Genomic DNA, 14,679 nt, shown 5'->3' with positions numbered 1-14,679 from the left:
ACAACAAAAACTGGAGGCCCCGCGCCCATGCTGAGCCTCAGCTTCACGCCCCTCGTGCCCTGGCCGGTCCTGATCGGTTTCGGCATCCTGGTCGCGGTTTTCGCCGGTCTTGCGTTCCTGGCCCGCGGCCGGGTCGCGATCCTGCGGGCGCTGGCGCTCGCGCTGGTGCTGCTGGCGATCGCCAACCCCGCGCTGGTGCGCGAGGATCGCGAGCCCGTGAAGGACATCGCCGCCATCGTGGTCGACCGCTCGGGTTCGCAGGCCCTCGGTGATCGCCCGGCCATGACCGATGCGGTGCGGGCCGAATTGCAGCGCCGTTTCGGGGCACTCACCAACATCGAGCCGCGCTTCATCGAAGTGCCCGACGCCAAGGATGGCGACGAAGGCACCCGGCTGTTCACCGCCCTGTCTCAGGCTCTGGCCGATGTGCCAGCCGAACGGCTGGCCGGCGTCGTGATGCTGACGGACGGCGTCGTGCACGACATTCCAGCCTCGGTGGCGGCGCTGGGCCTCAAGGGTCCCCTCCATGTCCTCGTCACCGGCCACCCGGACGAGCGCGACCGCCAGATCAAGCTGATCGAGGCGCCCCGCTTCGGCATCGTCGGGCGCGACCTCACCATCCGGGCCGAGGTGATGGAGCGCGGTGGAACCGGCAGCGCCGCCGTCACCGTGCGTCGCGACGGCGAGGAGGTCGGGCGCCGAACCTTCCCCACCGGCCAGCCCTTCTCCCTCACCATGCGGATCGAGCATGGCGGTCCGAACGTCGTGGAGATCGAGGTCGAGCCCCTGCCGGGCGAACTGACCACCGTCAACAACCGCGCGGTCCTGCCCATCGAGGGCATCCGCGAGAAGCTGCGCGTACTCCTCGTCTCGGGCGAGCCGCACCAAGGCGAGCGCACTTGGCGCAACCTGCTGAAATCCGACGCCAACGTCGATCTCGTTCACTTCACCATTCTGCGGCCGCCCGAGAAGCAGGACGGCACGCCGATCTCCGAACTCTCCCTGATCGCTTTCCCGACGCGCGAGCTGTTCGTTCAAAAGATCAAGGATTTCGATCTCATCATCTTCGACCGCTACGCCAACCAGAGCGTGCTGCCCTCAGCCTACTTCGATAACATCGTCCGCTACGTCCGTGAGGGCGGGGCCCTGCTGATCGCCGCCGGTCCCGAATTCGCCTCGTCCGCCAGCCTCGCGCGCACCCGGCTGGCCGCGATCCTGCCCGGCGAGCCGAACGGGAGGGTGATCGAGCAACCCTACAAGGCGGCGCTGACGAACATCGGAAACCGCCATCCCGTGACCCGGGCCCTGCCAGGGTCGGAGGCGTCGCCGCCGGCCTGGGGCGACTGGCTCCGTATCGTCTCGACGCAGGTGAGGCCGGGCATTCAGCCGATCCTGCAGGGGCCGAACGCCCTGCCGCTGCTGGCCTTGTCGCGTGAGGACAAGGGTCGGGTCGCCCTGCTCACTTCGGACCATGCCTGGCTCTGGGCACGCGGATATCAGGAGGGTGGCCCCTATCTCGACCTGCTGCGCCGCCTCGGCCACTGGCTGATGAAGGAGCCGGCTCTGGAGGAAGAAGCCCTGCGGGCGCAGACCACGGGCCACGGGCGCGAGGTCCGCGTCGAGCGCCAGACCATGGCCGACACGGCCGAGCCCGTCACCGTCACGGGTCCGACCGGCAGCCAGCGCACCTTGACGCTGATGCAGGGCGAGCCCGGGCTGTTCTCGAACACCTTCGAGGCGACCGAACTCGGCCTCCATACCCTCCGCTCCGGCAGCCTCGTCGCTTTCGTCAGCGTCGGCCCACCGAACCCGCGCGAACTCGCCGACGTGTTCAGCGATACCGATCGCCTGAAGGCCCTCGCGGAGGGCACCGGCGGCTCGATCCGCCGCATCGCGGATGCCGCCGGCGGCACGGTGGTGCCGCGCCTGCAATCCGTCCGCAGCGGCCGCCTCAGCGGCGCCGACTGGATCGGCTTCCGCCCCAGCGACAGCGCCAACATCCGCGGCGTCGAAGTCTATCCCTTGGCGCTCGGCCTCTGGGCGCTCGTCGCCCTGGCCGGCGCCGTCCTGGCGATGTGGCTGGTGGAGGGCCGGCGCGGGCGGGCGGCGTGAGGCCTCACGCCGGCAGCCCCGCGAAAAATCCGGCGATCTCGGCAGCGGCCCGGTCGGGGTCCTCGCGATGGGGAAAGTGCCCCACGCCGGGCAACGGTGCGAGGTCGAGATCCGAAAAGGTCTCGCCGAGGCGGTCCGTCCAGGCATAGGGAAAGAGCGGGTCGGACTCGCCCCAGCGGACGCAGGTCGGCACCGTGATCGGGGGCAATGCGGGCGTCTCGCCCCGGATCATCGCCAGGCGGCCGGCCTGTGAACTGACGTACCAGTTGAAGCCGCCCTGGAGGTTGCCGGGGGCGAGGAAGTTGTCCGTGAAGGCCTCCAGCACAGCGTCGAAGGCGGATGGGTTGCCGCCGGCCCAGTGGCGCAGGAAGTGACCGATATAAAGCCGACAGCCTTCGCGCGAGGCGCCGACCTGCGCCGCCGCGAACGGCTTCACGTGGTAGGACTGATACCAGATTTCGGCGAGCATCCCGGGAGCCGCAAGGCGCGGACCGATGCCCGGGTAAGGGCAGTTGAAGGTGAAGAGCCCGGTCAACCGATCCGGGGCCGCCCGGGCCAGCGCCTGAACCACGGAGGCCCCGACATCGTGGCCGACGATGCCGACGCGGTCGAGGCCGAGGGCGTCGAGCAGCGCCACCACATCGGCGGCATGGACCTCCGCGCCCGCCTTGTCGGATGGCAGTGGATCCGGCTTCTCGCTGGCGCCGAAACCGCGGAGATCCGGTACAATCAGTTCGAAGCGGTCTGCGAGGCGCCGCATCACCGGCTCCCAGGTCAGCCAGAATTCCGGCCAGCCATGCAACAGCACCAGCGGCCGGCCCTGGCCGAGGCGCGCGACGTGGAGCGCGATGCCGTTGGCCGTGATCGTGTCGTGCCGAATTCCGGTGTGATCCATCGCGTCGACTCCCTGCGACGCCGAAGGCCGCGTCAGACGGGTCAACGCGTCCGGAGGGCGGTGACGTTCCCCGAGACGGCCTCGGCCGCGCCCGGACGCAATGCGCGCCACAGGAAGCGCGCGGGATCGACGGGGGAGGGCGGAAGGAGGCGCCCGGGCGGGATCGGCGCGAAACCGAAGCGCCGGTAATACGGTGCGTCGCCGATGAGGATCACGAGGCCGTGGCCGGCTGCCGTCGCCGCGTCGAGACAGGCCGTCATCAGCGAGGCGCCGATACCCCGCCCCTCGAAGCTCGGATCGACGGTGAGGGGCCCCAGCACCAGGAGCGGACCGACGGCTTCGGCCGGGCCGACCCGGACCGAGCCGACGAGGTAGGTGCCCACCAGGGCGGTGAAGCACAGATCGGCCACCGGCCGCGTGCCCTCGCGCAGGCGATAGGCGGTGCGGGCGAAGCGGCCGGGGCCGAAGGCACGCGCATGAAGCCGCTCGATCGCGTCTGCGTCCCCGGGGTGCTCGTGTCGGATGACGAGAGGAAGGGTGGTCACGTCGCCCGGGCCGAGAAGTCGATGCGTGGGTCGATCCAGGTGTAGATCAGGTCGGAGAGCAAGTTCACCGCCAGCCCGAGCAGGGAAAAGATGTACAGGGTCGCGAACACCACCGGATAGTCGCGCCCGACGATCGAGGTGAAGGACAGCAGCCCGAGCCCGTCGAGGGAAAAGATCGTCTCGATCAGCAGCGATCCCGTGAAGAAGGCCGAGATGAAGGCCGCCGGGAAGCCCGCGATGACGATCAGCATGGCGTTGCGGAAGACGTGCCCGTACAGCACCCGCCGCTCGGACAGACCCTTCATCCGGGCGGTGATCACGTATTGCTTGCGGATTTCGTCGAGGAAGGAGTTCTTGGTCAGCAGGGTCGAGGTCGCGAAGGCGCCGAGCACCAGGGCGGTGAGCGGCAGCGTCATGTGCCAAGCGTAATCGACCGCTTTGCCCCACAGGCTCAAGGATTCGAAGTTCTCGCTGGTCAGGCCCCGGATCGGGAAGATCTGTACGAACGAGCCGCCGGCGAACAGAATGATCAGCGCGATGCCGAACAGGAAGCTCGGAATCGCATAGCCGATGATCACGATGGTCGAAGTCCAGAGGTCAAAGCGCGAGCCGTCGTGGACGGCCTTGCGGATCCCGAGCGGAATCGAGATCGCGTAGGAGATCAGCGTCATCCACAAGCCGAGCGAGATCGACACCGGCAGGCGTTCGCGGATGAGCTGCAGCACCGATACATCGCGAAAGTAGCTGTTGCCGAAATCGAACCGGGCGTAGTCCCAGATCATCTTGGCGAAGCGCTCGGGGGCCGGTTTGTCGAAGCCGAATTGCTGCTCGAGCTTCTTGATGAAGGCCGGGTCGAGCCCCTGCGCGCCGCGATAGCGGGCGCTCGCGTCGCCGCTTCCGGCACTTCGCGCCGCGCCTCCGAGATCTCCGGCCCCGCCGCTGACCCGCGACAGGCTGCCTTCGTTCTGGCCCTGCAACTGCGCCAGCACGCGTTCCACCGGCCCGCCTGGAGCGAACTGCACGATGACGAAGGTGATGAGCATGATCCCGAAGATGGTCGGGACCATCAGGGCGATGCGGCGCAGGATGTAGCCGAGCAAGGGAGGATCCTCAGGTTCGGCCGATGCGCCGCGCCTTGGCGGCATCGTACCACCAGACGCCCGGCGCGCCGAGATCGTAGGTCGGCCCCTTGGCGGGCCGGCCGTAGACGTCCCACAGCGCCAGCCGGTGATCGGCCTTGTACCACATCGGCACCCAGTAGCGGCCGGAGCGCAGCACCCGGTCGAGGGCCCGCGCGGCGTGGACCATGTCGGCGCGCGAGGTCGCTTCCGTCACCCGCCCGATAAGCGCGTCGATGGCCGGGCTGGTGATGCCCGCCAGGTTGTTCGATCCCGGTGTGCCGGCGCTGCGCGATCCGTAGGCTTCGCGCAGTTCGGGACCGGGCGTCAGCCCGCTGCCGAATCGGCGGGCGGTGAGATCGAAGTCGAAATCCTTGACGCGGGCCTGATATTGCGACGGATCCACCAGCCGGATGCTGGCGCGGATGCCGATCAGACCGAGATTTCGGATGAATGGCTGCGTCACCGGCTGGAACACCGGGTCGTTGTCGAGGAACTCGATTTCCAGGGGCTTGCCGGAGGGCAGGCGGACCACTCCCCCGTCTCGGGTGCAGCCCGCCTCGCGCAGGAGCGCCACGGCGCGGCTGAGGAGGGCGCGATCCTGGCCCGAGCCGTCGGATGCGGGTGGGCTCCAGGCCTCGCCGAACACCTCGGCCGGCAGATCGCCGCGCAAGGGATCGAGGAGGGCCAGTTCCTCGGGCGCGGGCCGGCCGGTGGCCTTCAGCTCAGAGTTCTCGAAGTAGGAGACGGTGCGCAGGTAGGCGCCGTACATCAGGTTGGCATTCGACCAGTTGAAGTCGAAGCACAGGCCGATCGCCTCCCGGATGCGGGGATCGCGAAACGCCTCCCGCCGGGTGTTGATCCACCAGCCCTGCGTACCCGAGGGCCGCGCATCCGGCACCACCTCCTTGCGGACGCGGCCCTCCTGCGCGGCGGGGAAGTCGTAACCCGTCGCCCAGACCCGTGCGGTGAACTCCTCCCGGAAGGTGAAGGCACCGCCCTTGAAGGCCTCGAAGGCCACCTGACGGTCGCGAAAATACTCGTACCGGATGGCGTCGAAATTGTTCTGGCCGACATTCACCGGCAACTCGGCGCCCCAATAGTCCTTGACCCGCTCCAGCTCGATGAAGCGGCCTGCCTCCAGGCGCCCGACCTGATAGGGACCCGAGCCGAGAGGCGGCTCCAGGGAGGAGGCCTCGAAATCGCGCTTGGCATAGTAGGCCGCCGAGAACACCGGCAGGGTGGCGACGAAGAGCGGCAGGTCGCGGCTGCGGCCTTTCGCGAAACGGAGCACGATCGTGGCGTCGTCCTCGGCGACGGCCTCGTCGAGATCGCGGATCACCTGCGCGATCTCGGGGTGGCCCTTCTCCTTGAGGAGACGCATCGACGCCGCCACGTCGTGGGCGGTGAGGCGCGAGCCGTCGTGGAAACGCGCCTGCGGCCGCAAGGCGAAGCGGTAGGTCAGGCCGTCCTCTGAGATCTCCACCGAGCGGGCGAGGAGGCCATAGAGCGCATCCGGCTCGTCCAGCGCCCGCACCATCAGGGAATCGAAGGTCAGGTTCATGCCGGCGGCGCCGTCACCGCGCAGGACGTAGATGTTCAGGGTGTTGAAGGTATCGGAGGCCTGGTTGCCCAGGGTGGAGGCGAGTTGCGCCGAGAACCGGCCGCCACGCGGCGCATCCGGATTGACGTAGTCGAAGTTCGGGAAGTCGGCAGGGTATTTCAGGTCGCCGAAGCTCGACAGGCCATGACTGGTGCGGACCGCTGCGCGGACCGGTGCCGGCAGCACCAGGGAAACCCCGAGGGCGCCGGCCCCCGCGACAACGGCGCGGCGGGTCGGGCAGCCGACGCTCACCGTGGTGCCCCGGTCTTCGCCGCCAGTGCCTCGTCGTACCACCACGTCGCCGGGAAGCCCGAGCTACCGTATTTCGGCAGCACCGCCGGATGGCCGAAGCGGTTCCAGCGCAGGGTGCGCGAGACGTTGGAGCCCCATTGCGGCACCACGTAATTGTGAGCCAGCAGCACCCGGTCGAGGGCATGCGTCGCCGCGAGGACACCCGGCCGATCTTTCGCGAAGATCACCTTCTCCACTAGAGCGTCGATGGCCGCGTCCTTGATGCCGATGAGGTTGCGCGAACCGGGCTTGTCGGCGGCGGCCGAGCCCCAGAACTCGCGCTGCTCGTTGCCCGGCGACAGCGATTGCGGCCAGGAACTCGTGGTGATGTCGAAGTCGAAGGCGCGCAGGCGGTTCTGGTACTGAGCTTGGTCGATCACCCGCAGGCTGCTGTTGATGCCGATCAGCTTCAGCTGCGCCGCGAACGGCAGCACGACCCGTTCGAACACGCTCTGGAATTCCAGAAACTCGACGGTAAGCGGTTCTCCGCTCTTCACGTCGGTCATCTGGCCGTTGCGCAGCTCGTATCCCGCCTGCTTCAGCAGACCGACGGCCTCGCGCAGGTTGGCCCGCACGGCTTCCGGGCTGCCGTTCACCGGGTTGGTGTAAGGGGTGGTGAAGACCGAGGCCGGGACCTTATCCTTGACGCTCTCCAGAATCCCCAGCTCATCGCCCTGGGGGAGCCCCGAGGACGCCAGCTCCGATCCGAAATAATAGGAGTCGATGCGCTTGTAGAGGCCGAAGAACAGCGACCGGTTCATTTCCTCGAAGTTCATCGCGAGGTTGAAGGCCCGGCGCACCCGCGGATCGCTGAACTTCGCCCGGCGGGTGTTCAACACGAAGGCCTGCATGGTGCCGTTGCCGCGATCGGGGAATTCTTCCTTGATCAGGCGGCCCTCCTTCACGGCCGGGAAGGTGTCGTAGGCGGTGGCCCAATTCCGGGCGATGTTCTCGGCCCGGAAATCGAACAGGTCGCCCTTCAGAGCCTCGATCAGCACGGTGGCATCGCGAAAATACTCGTTGCGCATCGTGCCGAAGTTGTTGCGGCCGACGTTCACCGGCAGGTCCTTGCCCCAGTAATCCGCTACCCGTTCGTAGGTGGCGCTGCGCCCGGCCTCGAATTTTGCCAAGCGATAGGGGCCGGAGCCGAGGGGGATCTCCAGGGTGGTCTGCGTCGGATCGCGTGGTTTCCCCTGCGCATCCGTGCCGGTCCACCAATGCTTGGGCAGCACACGGAGCTGGCCGAGCACCTGCGGCAGTTCGCGGTTGCCCGCCTCCGAGAAGGTGAAGGTGACCTCCCGCGGGCCGGTGACCGCCGCCTTGGTCACGGTCTGATAATAGGCCGAATAGAACGGGCTGTTGGCCTTCAGGATGTCGAAGGACCAGACCACGTCATCCGGCGTGATCGGCTGGCCGTCATGCCACTTCGTCCCGTCGCGAAGGCGATACGACACCGAGGAGAGATCGTCGGCGAGGCGCGCACCGTCGGCCAGGAGGCCATAGGAGGTGAACGGCTCGTCGGCCGATTCCGTCATCAGGGTATCGTAGATCTGAAGGATGCCTCCTTCCAGATCGCCCTTGAGGCCCGAGACGACGTAGTTGAAATTGTCGAAGCCGCCCTGGGCGCCAAGGCGCACGAGACCGCCCTTCGGGGCGTTCGGGTCGGCATACTCGAAATGCTTGAAGTCGGGGCCGTATTTCGGCGCGCCCATCAGGGTGATCGCGGGGAGCCACTCGCCCTTCGGCGTGGCGGCCGGCGGATCGGGCTCGGCCCTGGCAGGCAGGCCCAAGGCCAGGAAGGCGAGGGCGGCGAGAAGGCGTCCGATCAGGGCTGTTCGCATCACGGGCAGGCGGTCTCCGGATTCCGGGGGCGCGGTCCCATCGCCTCACCGGCGACGGCAGGCGGGTGTTCTAGGACGGACGGGCGGCGAACGCCAAGCCGGCGCGTGCGCGCAGGAGAAGTTGGCGCGTGCGCGAAGCACTCAGGGGGGCCGTGCGGCAGGACGAGCGGTGACCCTCTCGGATGGATGCGAGCACGGCGGCAAACAAAAAAGGCCGGGCGATGCCCGGCCTTCTCCCGTCTCGCAATCTGCGGGGATTACTGCTGCGCGGGCTTCTCGGCCGGAACGGTCGCGGCCGGTGCCGGCGGCGCGGCTGGGGCAGCCCCGACCGGCGTGTCGTCGGCCGGCTTCACGGAGGCGGGCGGGTTCGCCGTCTCGCCTGCGACGGTGGGCTGGGCGGCGGTCGCCGGGTTGTTGACCTCGGGCTTCTGATCTTCGGTCGGCTTCGCGCCATCGACGGGCTTCGGCGTCTGCTCGCGACGAACCTCGGCGGCGGGCTTCGAATCCGGCGCAGGCTTGGCCTCGGTCGGCTTATCGGCCGGCTTATCCGCTGGCTTGGCTTCTGCCGGCTTGTCGCCCGCTGCCTTCGCCTCGGCAGCCGGCAATGGGGCCGGGGTGTCGGCAAGGCTGCGCAGATAGACGATCACGTCTGCCCGTTCGGTCGGCGAGGTGATGCCCGCGAAGGCCATCTTGGTCCCGGGGACGTAACCCTTCGGGTTGGCCAGGAAATGGTCGAGTTCGTCGTAGGTCCAGGTGCCGCCCTTCTCCTTCAGCGCGGCCGAATATTCGAAGCCGGGCTCATGCGCCCGCTGGCGATCGACCACGCCCCAGAGATGGGGGCCGACCTTGTTGGGGCCACCCTTCTCGAAGCTGTGGCATGAGGCGCATTTCTTGGCCGCGGACTGTCCCTTGTCGACGGTGGCGCTGGCGAGCCGGATCGGCAGAGGCTCGACCTTCGCCTCGGGTGCCCCACCGCCGGCGGCCTTCGGCTGCGGTTCGGGGAGCGCGTAGCCAGCGTTGCCGGCAGGCTTCGGGTGATAGATCAGTTCGGCAACGAAGCCCGACCCCACGGCGAACAGCAGCGCGCCCAGCGCGGCACCCGCGACCTTGTTCAGCTCGAAAGAGTCCATTCTCGACAACTCCGGTGCGGCCGGCCTGAGGGGGAGAATTCAGGGCGAAGTCCAGCGCGTGGATGCGGCGGACTTTGGAAACGCTCGAGGGTGCTTAACTGCTGAGGCCCGACCTTGACAATGGTGGAGTCGCGCTTCGCGGAGTCGCAGAGACCTGGGTGTCGCCTCCATCCCTCACTTGTTGAGACTCGGTCGTGCGGAACGGGTTCCCGAAGCCCGTTTCCCGCATCCGGGGTTCGAGGCGAGATGATGCGCTTCGCGCCACGGCATCGCTGCGCGCCACGGCATGACATCGCACACGGCCACTGTTAAGCACCGGGCTCATCCGGAACAGGACCTTGCACTGATGTCCGATCCCATCGTCCTCATTCCCGCGCGCATGGCCGCGACCCGCCTGCCCAACAAGCCGATGGCCGACATCGCCGGCGAGCCGATGATCGTGCATGTCTGGCGCCGGGCCGTCGAATCCGGCATCGGCCCGGTCGTGGTCGCGACCGATACGCCGACCATCGTCGAGACCATCGAGGCCGTCGGCGGCCTCGCGGTGCTGACTCGGGCCGATCATCCCTCCGGCTCCGACCGCCTGGCGGAGGCCCTGGACATCATCGATCCGCAGGGCAACCACGATGTCGTGGTGAACGTGCAGGGCGACCTGCCGACCATCGATCCCGGGATCATCGGGGCCGCGATCCTGCCGCTGATGGACCGTACGGTAGACATCGCCACCCTCTGCGCGGTGATTACCGACGAGGCCGAGCGGCACGACCCTAACGTGGTCAAGCTGATCGGCCACACCGTCGGCACGCGCCGCTTGCGGGCGCTCTATTTCAGCCGCGCCTCGGCGCCGTGGGGGGAGGGGCCGCTCTATCACCACATCGGCCTCTACGCGTATCGCCGGAAGGCCCTCGCGCGCTTCATGGCGCTGCCGCCCGGCGAGCTCGAGACCCGCGAAAAGCTGGAGCAGCTCCGCGCCCTCGAGGCCGGCATGCGAATCGATGCCATCATCGTCGACGACCTGCCGCTCGGCGTCGACACCCCCGCCGACCTGGAGCGGGCGCGCGCCATCCTGTCGGCCCGCCGCCTGAACTGACCGCACGCGAGAGACCTGCCCGCCATGCCCCACCGCACCATCTCCTACCAGGGTGAGCCCGGCGCGAATTCCCATATCATCTGCGCCCAGGCCTATCCGGACTGGACGCCGCTGCCGTGCCCGACCTTCGAGGACGCCTTCGCGGCGGTGAAGGAGGGCCGGGCGGACCGGGCGATGATCCCCATCGAGAATTCGATCGCGGGCCGTGTCGCCGACATTCACCACCTCATCCCGACCTCGGGCCTGCACATCGTGGCCGAGCACTTCCTGCCGATCCATTTTCAGCTGATGGTGCTGCCCGGGACGCCGGTCGAGACCATCCGCACCGTGCACAGCCACGTCCACGCCCTCGGACAGTGCCGGAAGATCATCCGGCGCCTCGGGGTCCGCGCCATCGTCGCCGGCGACACCGCCGGGGCGGCGCGGGAGGTGGCGGAGGCGGGCGATCGGACGCGCGGCGCCCTGGCTCCGGCCCTCGCCGCCGAGGTCTACGGCCTCGACATCCTGGAGCGCGACGTCGAGGACGAAAGCCACAACACCACCCGCTTCGTGGTGTTCTCGCCCGAGCCGGAGCCGGTCGCGGCGGAAACCGGTCCCATCGTCACGAGCTTCGTGTTCCGGGTCCGAAACATCCCGGCGGCCCTCTACAAGGCGCTCGGCGGCTTCGCCACCAATGGCGTAAACATGTCGAAGCTCGAGAGCTACATGATCGAGGGCCAATTCTCGGCAACGCAGTTCTACGCCGAGGTCGATGGCCATCCGGAGGAGCCGGGCTTGTCGCGCGCGCTGGCCGAACTCGCCTACTTCTCGCGCGAGGTCCGCATCATCGGGACCTATCCGGCCCATCCCTACCGCGAGGCGAGCCGGGTCGCCGCCGAGTAGCGTTCGCATCGTCGGCATTACGATGAAGCGCCGTCCCTGGATCGCGTTCGGAAACCGCCGCGGCGCATGAGACGCGCCGCAGCGTCCGGGCTGGCAAGCGTTAAAACGCCATGTGATGTCCTCCCGTCGTGCAAGATCGTGCACAACGAAGCCGTGAGGCCCCCGCCGGAACGCGGTGTACGAACAAACTAACAATCTAATCCCTGGTATATTGCATACAAAGAATTTTGGTGCATGCTGTCCCGGTCGGAAGTTCAAGAACCGATCAAGAAGGAATCCGGGATGGAACGTCAGGACCCAGCGTCCGCCAAGTGGTGGCAACTCGCCTTCGGCGTGCTGTGCATGGCGATGATCGCCAACCTCCAGTACGGCTGGACGCTCTTTGTCGACCCGATCGATGCCAAGTTTCACTGGGGTCGTACCGCGATCCAGTTCGCTTTCACGGTTTTCGTCGCTACCGAGACGTGGCTCGTGCCGGTGGAGGCCTGGTTCGTAGACCGTTATGGTCCGCGCCTCGTGGTCTGCTTCGGCGGCGTGATGATCGCGCTGTCTTGGTTCCTCAATGCCCATGCGGATTCACTCGTCGTGCTGTACGCGGCGGCCGTCATCGGCGGTATCGGGGCGGGCTCTGTCTATGGCACGTGCGTGGGCAACGCTCTCAAGTGGTTTCCCGATCGGCGCGGGCTCGCTGCCGGTGCCACGGCGGCCGGTTTCGGCGCCGGTGCGGCTGTTACCGTGATCCCCATCGCCAACATGATCCGCGACTCCGGCTACCAGGACGCCTTCCTGACCTTCGGCCTCGGCCAGGGTGCCATCGTGGTTGCTCTGTCGTTCCTCCTGCGCAAGCCGTCCCTCGCGGCGCCGGTGCAGCGCAAGACCGTCCGGTTGCCCCAGACCCGGGTCGACCGGACCCCGCGCGAGGTGGTGCGCACGCCCGTCTTCTGGCTGATGTACGCCATCTTCGTCATGGTGGCTTCGGGCGGCCTGATGGCGGCGGCGCAGATCGCTCCGATCGCCCACGACTTCAAGGTCGCGGACGTGCCCGTCAGCCTGTTCGGCCTACAGATGGCGGCGCTGACCTTCGCGATCTCCCTCGACCGCATCTTCGACGGCTTCGGACGCCCGTTCTTCGGCTTCGTCTCGGATCATCTCGGGCGCGAAAACACCATGTTCATCGCCTTCTCGATCGCCGCTCTGGCGATCGTGACCCTGCTGACCTACGGTACCCAGCCGCTCGTCTTCGTGTTCGCCACGGCGGTGTATTTCGGGGTGTTCGGGGAGATCTACTCACTGTTCCCGGCCACCTGCGGCGACACCTTCGGATCGAAATTCGCCACCACTAATGCCGGCCTGCTCTACACCGCGAAAGGGACGGCCTCGTTCCTGGTGCCGATCGCCAGCGTGATCTCCGCCCGCTACGGCTGGTCGGCGGTGTTCGCGATCATCATCGGTCTCAATGTGGTGGCGGCGATCCTGGCGCTGTTCGTCTTGAAGCCGCTGCGTCTGCGCTTGTTGAGCGAGGAGCCGACGTCCGTGCCGGTGGTCGCGGCCCGTCCGATCCAGGCCGCCTGAGACACGCGGGCACCCGGGTGCCGAATTCCGGAGACCCGGGCGCCCGCTCCGACGCTGCAAAGCCGCGTAGGCGGAACGCGTCATCCCGTCCGTCCAGGCGGACGAATACCGTGGATGGTTCGAGATCCGCCATGAACCGAGTTTCGCCATGAACCGAGTCTCGCCAGGAATCGAGCTACGCCATGAACATCCCGGCTTTACTGACCCTGCAGACAGTCCCATTCGCCGCCATCGTGCTGTCGGGTCGGGAAGACAGGGACCTCTTCGCCGTCGTCTATCTTGCGGTGTTCGGCCTGATCCTGACGCTGGTGGTTCTCACCGGCGATCGAGTGGCCGACGCCCCGTCCTTCGCGGCCGAGATACAGAGCCTGTCTGCCAACTGACGACCGCAGTGCGAAAAGACCGTGCCTCTTCTCATAGAGAGACTTGTGCCGGTGGCGGGCGAACTGTGCACGAGCGGCGTATCTTGTCACCCTGAGATCACGAAACAGTGCAGTGGCTGAGCCCTGTGCATGGCTGGTGTGTTGGATTTGGTATGCCACGGACAATGGTGCGGTGCCATATAAGGTCCATCGCACTCGCTCTGGGAAGCTCCCCGATGATCGCTCTTCTGGTTGTTGCCGCTATTGCCCTCAACGTCTCGCTGGTGTTCTTCGCCGCCGACGCTCTGACGCCGAAGAACGGCCCGCTGTCGAAGTCCGGCCGATTCATCGCCAGCAACGAGAATGCCGCAACTGCGATCCGTCTCGCCGCCTGACGTGCGGGGGATCGTCGATCCCCTTGTTTCTCTGAAGCCCTTGATTGGAAACCCGCCCGGCATGGCCGCGGCGGGTTTTTGCGTACCGCTATTCGCGCTTGATGACCCGATCGACCACGAGATCGGACCAGAAGCCCGGCCGGAACGAGCGCGTGAGCGCCTCCGGATCGTAAACCGTCTCCACCCACGTCAGGAAGTCGAGGCCCTTCGTCTCGCCCTCGCGGCGGTAGAGCGTGAAGAAGGCATCGAGAATGCCGGTCTTGGCGAAGCGAAAATGGCCGTAGCGTGCGGAGAGCTGGCCCATCGCCTCCGCCACCGGTAGGTTCTCGTGCAGGATGAGGTAGAGGGCGGCGCCGAGGCCGGCGCGGTCCGCACCGGACTTGCAGTGCATGATCGCCGGGTACTCGACAGTGTCGAAGAACGCTTTCGCGGCCAGAATGGTCTCCCGCGACGGCGCCTCCCTAGAGCGCAGGACGAATTCGACCAGGGTCAGGCCCTGGCGCTCGCACGCCTCGCGCTGGAGCGGCCACGAACCGTGCTCGCGCCCGCCTCGCAGCGAGATCACCGTGCGGACGCCCTGGCGCTTGAACCAAGCCAACTGGTGCGGGCTCGGCTGGGCCGAGCGCCACAGCTTGCCCTGTCCGATCCGGTGCCGGTTCAGATAGGCGAGGCGGAACACGCCGTGGTCCACCAGCAGCATGTTCGCCCAGGCCTTGGCGCGCGACACCGGGCCGGCAATCGGGCGCTCGAAGCGCGCGATCCGCGCCATGCGCCGGGCGTAGCGGGTCTCGTACGAAAGGAAGCGGTTGAACACGGGGGCGGCGGGACCGAAGAGGCGGGGAG

At 67.5% G+C, this 14,679-nt stretch carries 13 protein-coding genes; 6 read left to right on the top strand and 7 right to left on the bottom strand.

Features of this window, described 5'->3' with window-relative positions; genetic code table 11:
• Positions 1 to 27: 27 nt before the first annotated feature.
• Positions 28 to 2,112, top strand: coding sequence for a hypothetical protein (locus J7U37_RS09510; RefSeq protein WP_247635559.1), 2,085 nt, complete (start codon positions 28 to 30; stop codon positions 2,110 to 2,112).
• 4 nt (positions 2,113 to 2,116) lie between these two features.
• Here J7U37_RS09510 and J7U37_RS09505 read toward each other — a convergent pair whose 3' ends face one another.
• The 6 genes from J7U37_RS09505 to J7U37_RS09480 all read right to left on the bottom strand — a co-directional run bounded on the left by J7U37_RS09505 (position 2,117) and on the right by J7U37_RS09480 (position 9,535).
• Positions 2,117 to 3,007: an alpha/beta hydrolase gene (locus J7U37_RS09505; protein WP_247635558.1), complete on the bottom strand. Its 891-nt coding sequence runs from the start codon at positions 3,005 to 3,007 to the stop codon at positions 2,117 to 2,119.
• A gap of 41 nt (positions 3,008 to 3,048) precedes the next feature.
• Positions 3,049 to 3,552: an N-acetyltransferase gene (locus J7U37_RS09500; protein WP_056484360.1), complete on the bottom strand. Its 504-nt coding sequence runs from the start codon at positions 3,550 to 3,552 to the stop codon at positions 3,049 to 3,051.
• On the bottom strand, positions 3,549 to 4,652 hold the full coding sequence (locus J7U37_RS09495) for a microcin C ABC transporter permease YejB (RefSeq protein ID WP_056484367.1): 1,104 nt from the start codon (positions 4,650 to 4,652) through the stop codon (positions 3,549 to 3,551). Before J7U37_RS09495 ends, J7U37_RS09500 begins: the two co-directional genes overlap by 4 nt.
• 10 nt (positions 4,653 to 4,662) lie before the next feature.
• On the bottom strand, positions 4,663 to 6,525 hold the full coding sequence (locus tag J7U37_RS09490) for an extracellular solute-binding protein (RefSeq protein WP_247635634.1): 1,863 nt from the start codon (positions 6,523 to 6,525) through the stop codon (positions 4,663 to 4,665).
• Positions 6,522 to 8,405: an extracellular solute-binding protein gene (locus J7U37_RS09485; RefSeq protein ID WP_247635633.1), complete on the bottom strand. Its 1,884-nt coding sequence runs from the start codon at positions 8,403 to 8,405 to the stop codon at positions 6,522 to 6,524. Before J7U37_RS09485 ends, J7U37_RS09490 begins: the two co-directional genes overlap by 4 nt.
• Positions 8,406 to 8,662: 257 nt before the next feature.
• Positions 8,663 to 9,535, bottom strand: a complete 873-nt coding sequence (locus J7U37_RS09480) for a cytochrome c family protein (protein WP_247635557.1) — start codon at positions 9,533 to 9,535, stop codon at positions 8,663 to 8,665.
• 346 nt (positions 9,536 to 9,881) lie between these two features.
• Between J7U37_RS09480 and J7U37_RS09475 the strand changes: the two genes are divergently transcribed.
• From J7U37_RS09475 to J7U37_RS09455, 5 genes are all read left to right on the top strand, one after another.
• A complete protein-coding gene (locus tag J7U37_RS09475; protein ID WP_056179814.1) occupies positions 9,882 to 10,625 on the top strand; it encodes a 3-deoxy-manno-octulosonate cytidylyltransferase in 744 nt (247 codons plus the stop codon).
• A gap of 24 nt (positions 10,626 to 10,649) precedes the next feature.
• Positions 10,650 to 11,507 carry a prephenate dehydratase gene (locus tag J7U37_RS09470; protein WP_247635556.1) on the top strand — a complete coding sequence of 286 codons (858 nt, stop codon included), beginning with the start codon at positions 10,650 to 10,652 and terminating at the stop codon, positions 11,505 to 11,507.
• 282 nt (positions 11,508 to 11,789) lie between these two features.
• Complete coding sequence (gene oxlT, locus J7U37_RS09465) at positions 11,790 to 13,079, top strand: oxalate/formate MFS antiporter (RefSeq protein WP_247635555.1); 1,290 nt, start codon at positions 11,790 to 11,792, stop codon at positions 13,077 to 13,079.
• 182 nt (positions 13,080 to 13,261) lie between these two features.
• Complete coding sequence (locus J7U37_RS09460) at positions 13,262 to 13,462, top strand: hypothetical protein (protein ID WP_247635554.1); 201 nt, start codon at positions 13,262 to 13,264, stop codon at positions 13,460 to 13,462.
• A gap of 215 nt (positions 13,463 to 13,677) precedes the next feature.
• Positions 13,678 to 13,836, top strand: coding sequence for a hypothetical protein (locus tag J7U37_RS09455; protein ID WP_200935864.1), 159 nt, complete (start codon positions 13,678 to 13,680; stop codon positions 13,834 to 13,836).
• An 88-nt stretch (positions 13,837 to 13,924) separates the two neighbouring features.
• Here J7U37_RS09455 and J7U37_RS09450 read toward each other — a convergent pair whose 3' ends face one another.
• Positions 13,925 to 14,650: a tyrosine-protein phosphatase gene (locus J7U37_RS09450; RefSeq protein WP_247635632.1), complete on the bottom strand. Its 726-nt coding sequence runs from the start codon at positions 14,648 to 14,650 to the stop codon at positions 13,925 to 13,927.
• Positions 14,651 to 14,679: the final 29 nt, after the last annotated feature.

The organism is Methylobacterium sp. 37f, from assembly GCF_023093475.1.
In the GTDB taxonomy this organism is placed as follows: Bacteria; Pseudomonadota; Alphaproteobacteria; order Rhizobiales; family Beijerinckiaceae; genus Methylobacterium.
The sequence above is the reverse complement of the archived record's forward strand: the minus strand, read 5'-3'. Positions and strand labels throughout refer to the sequence as shown.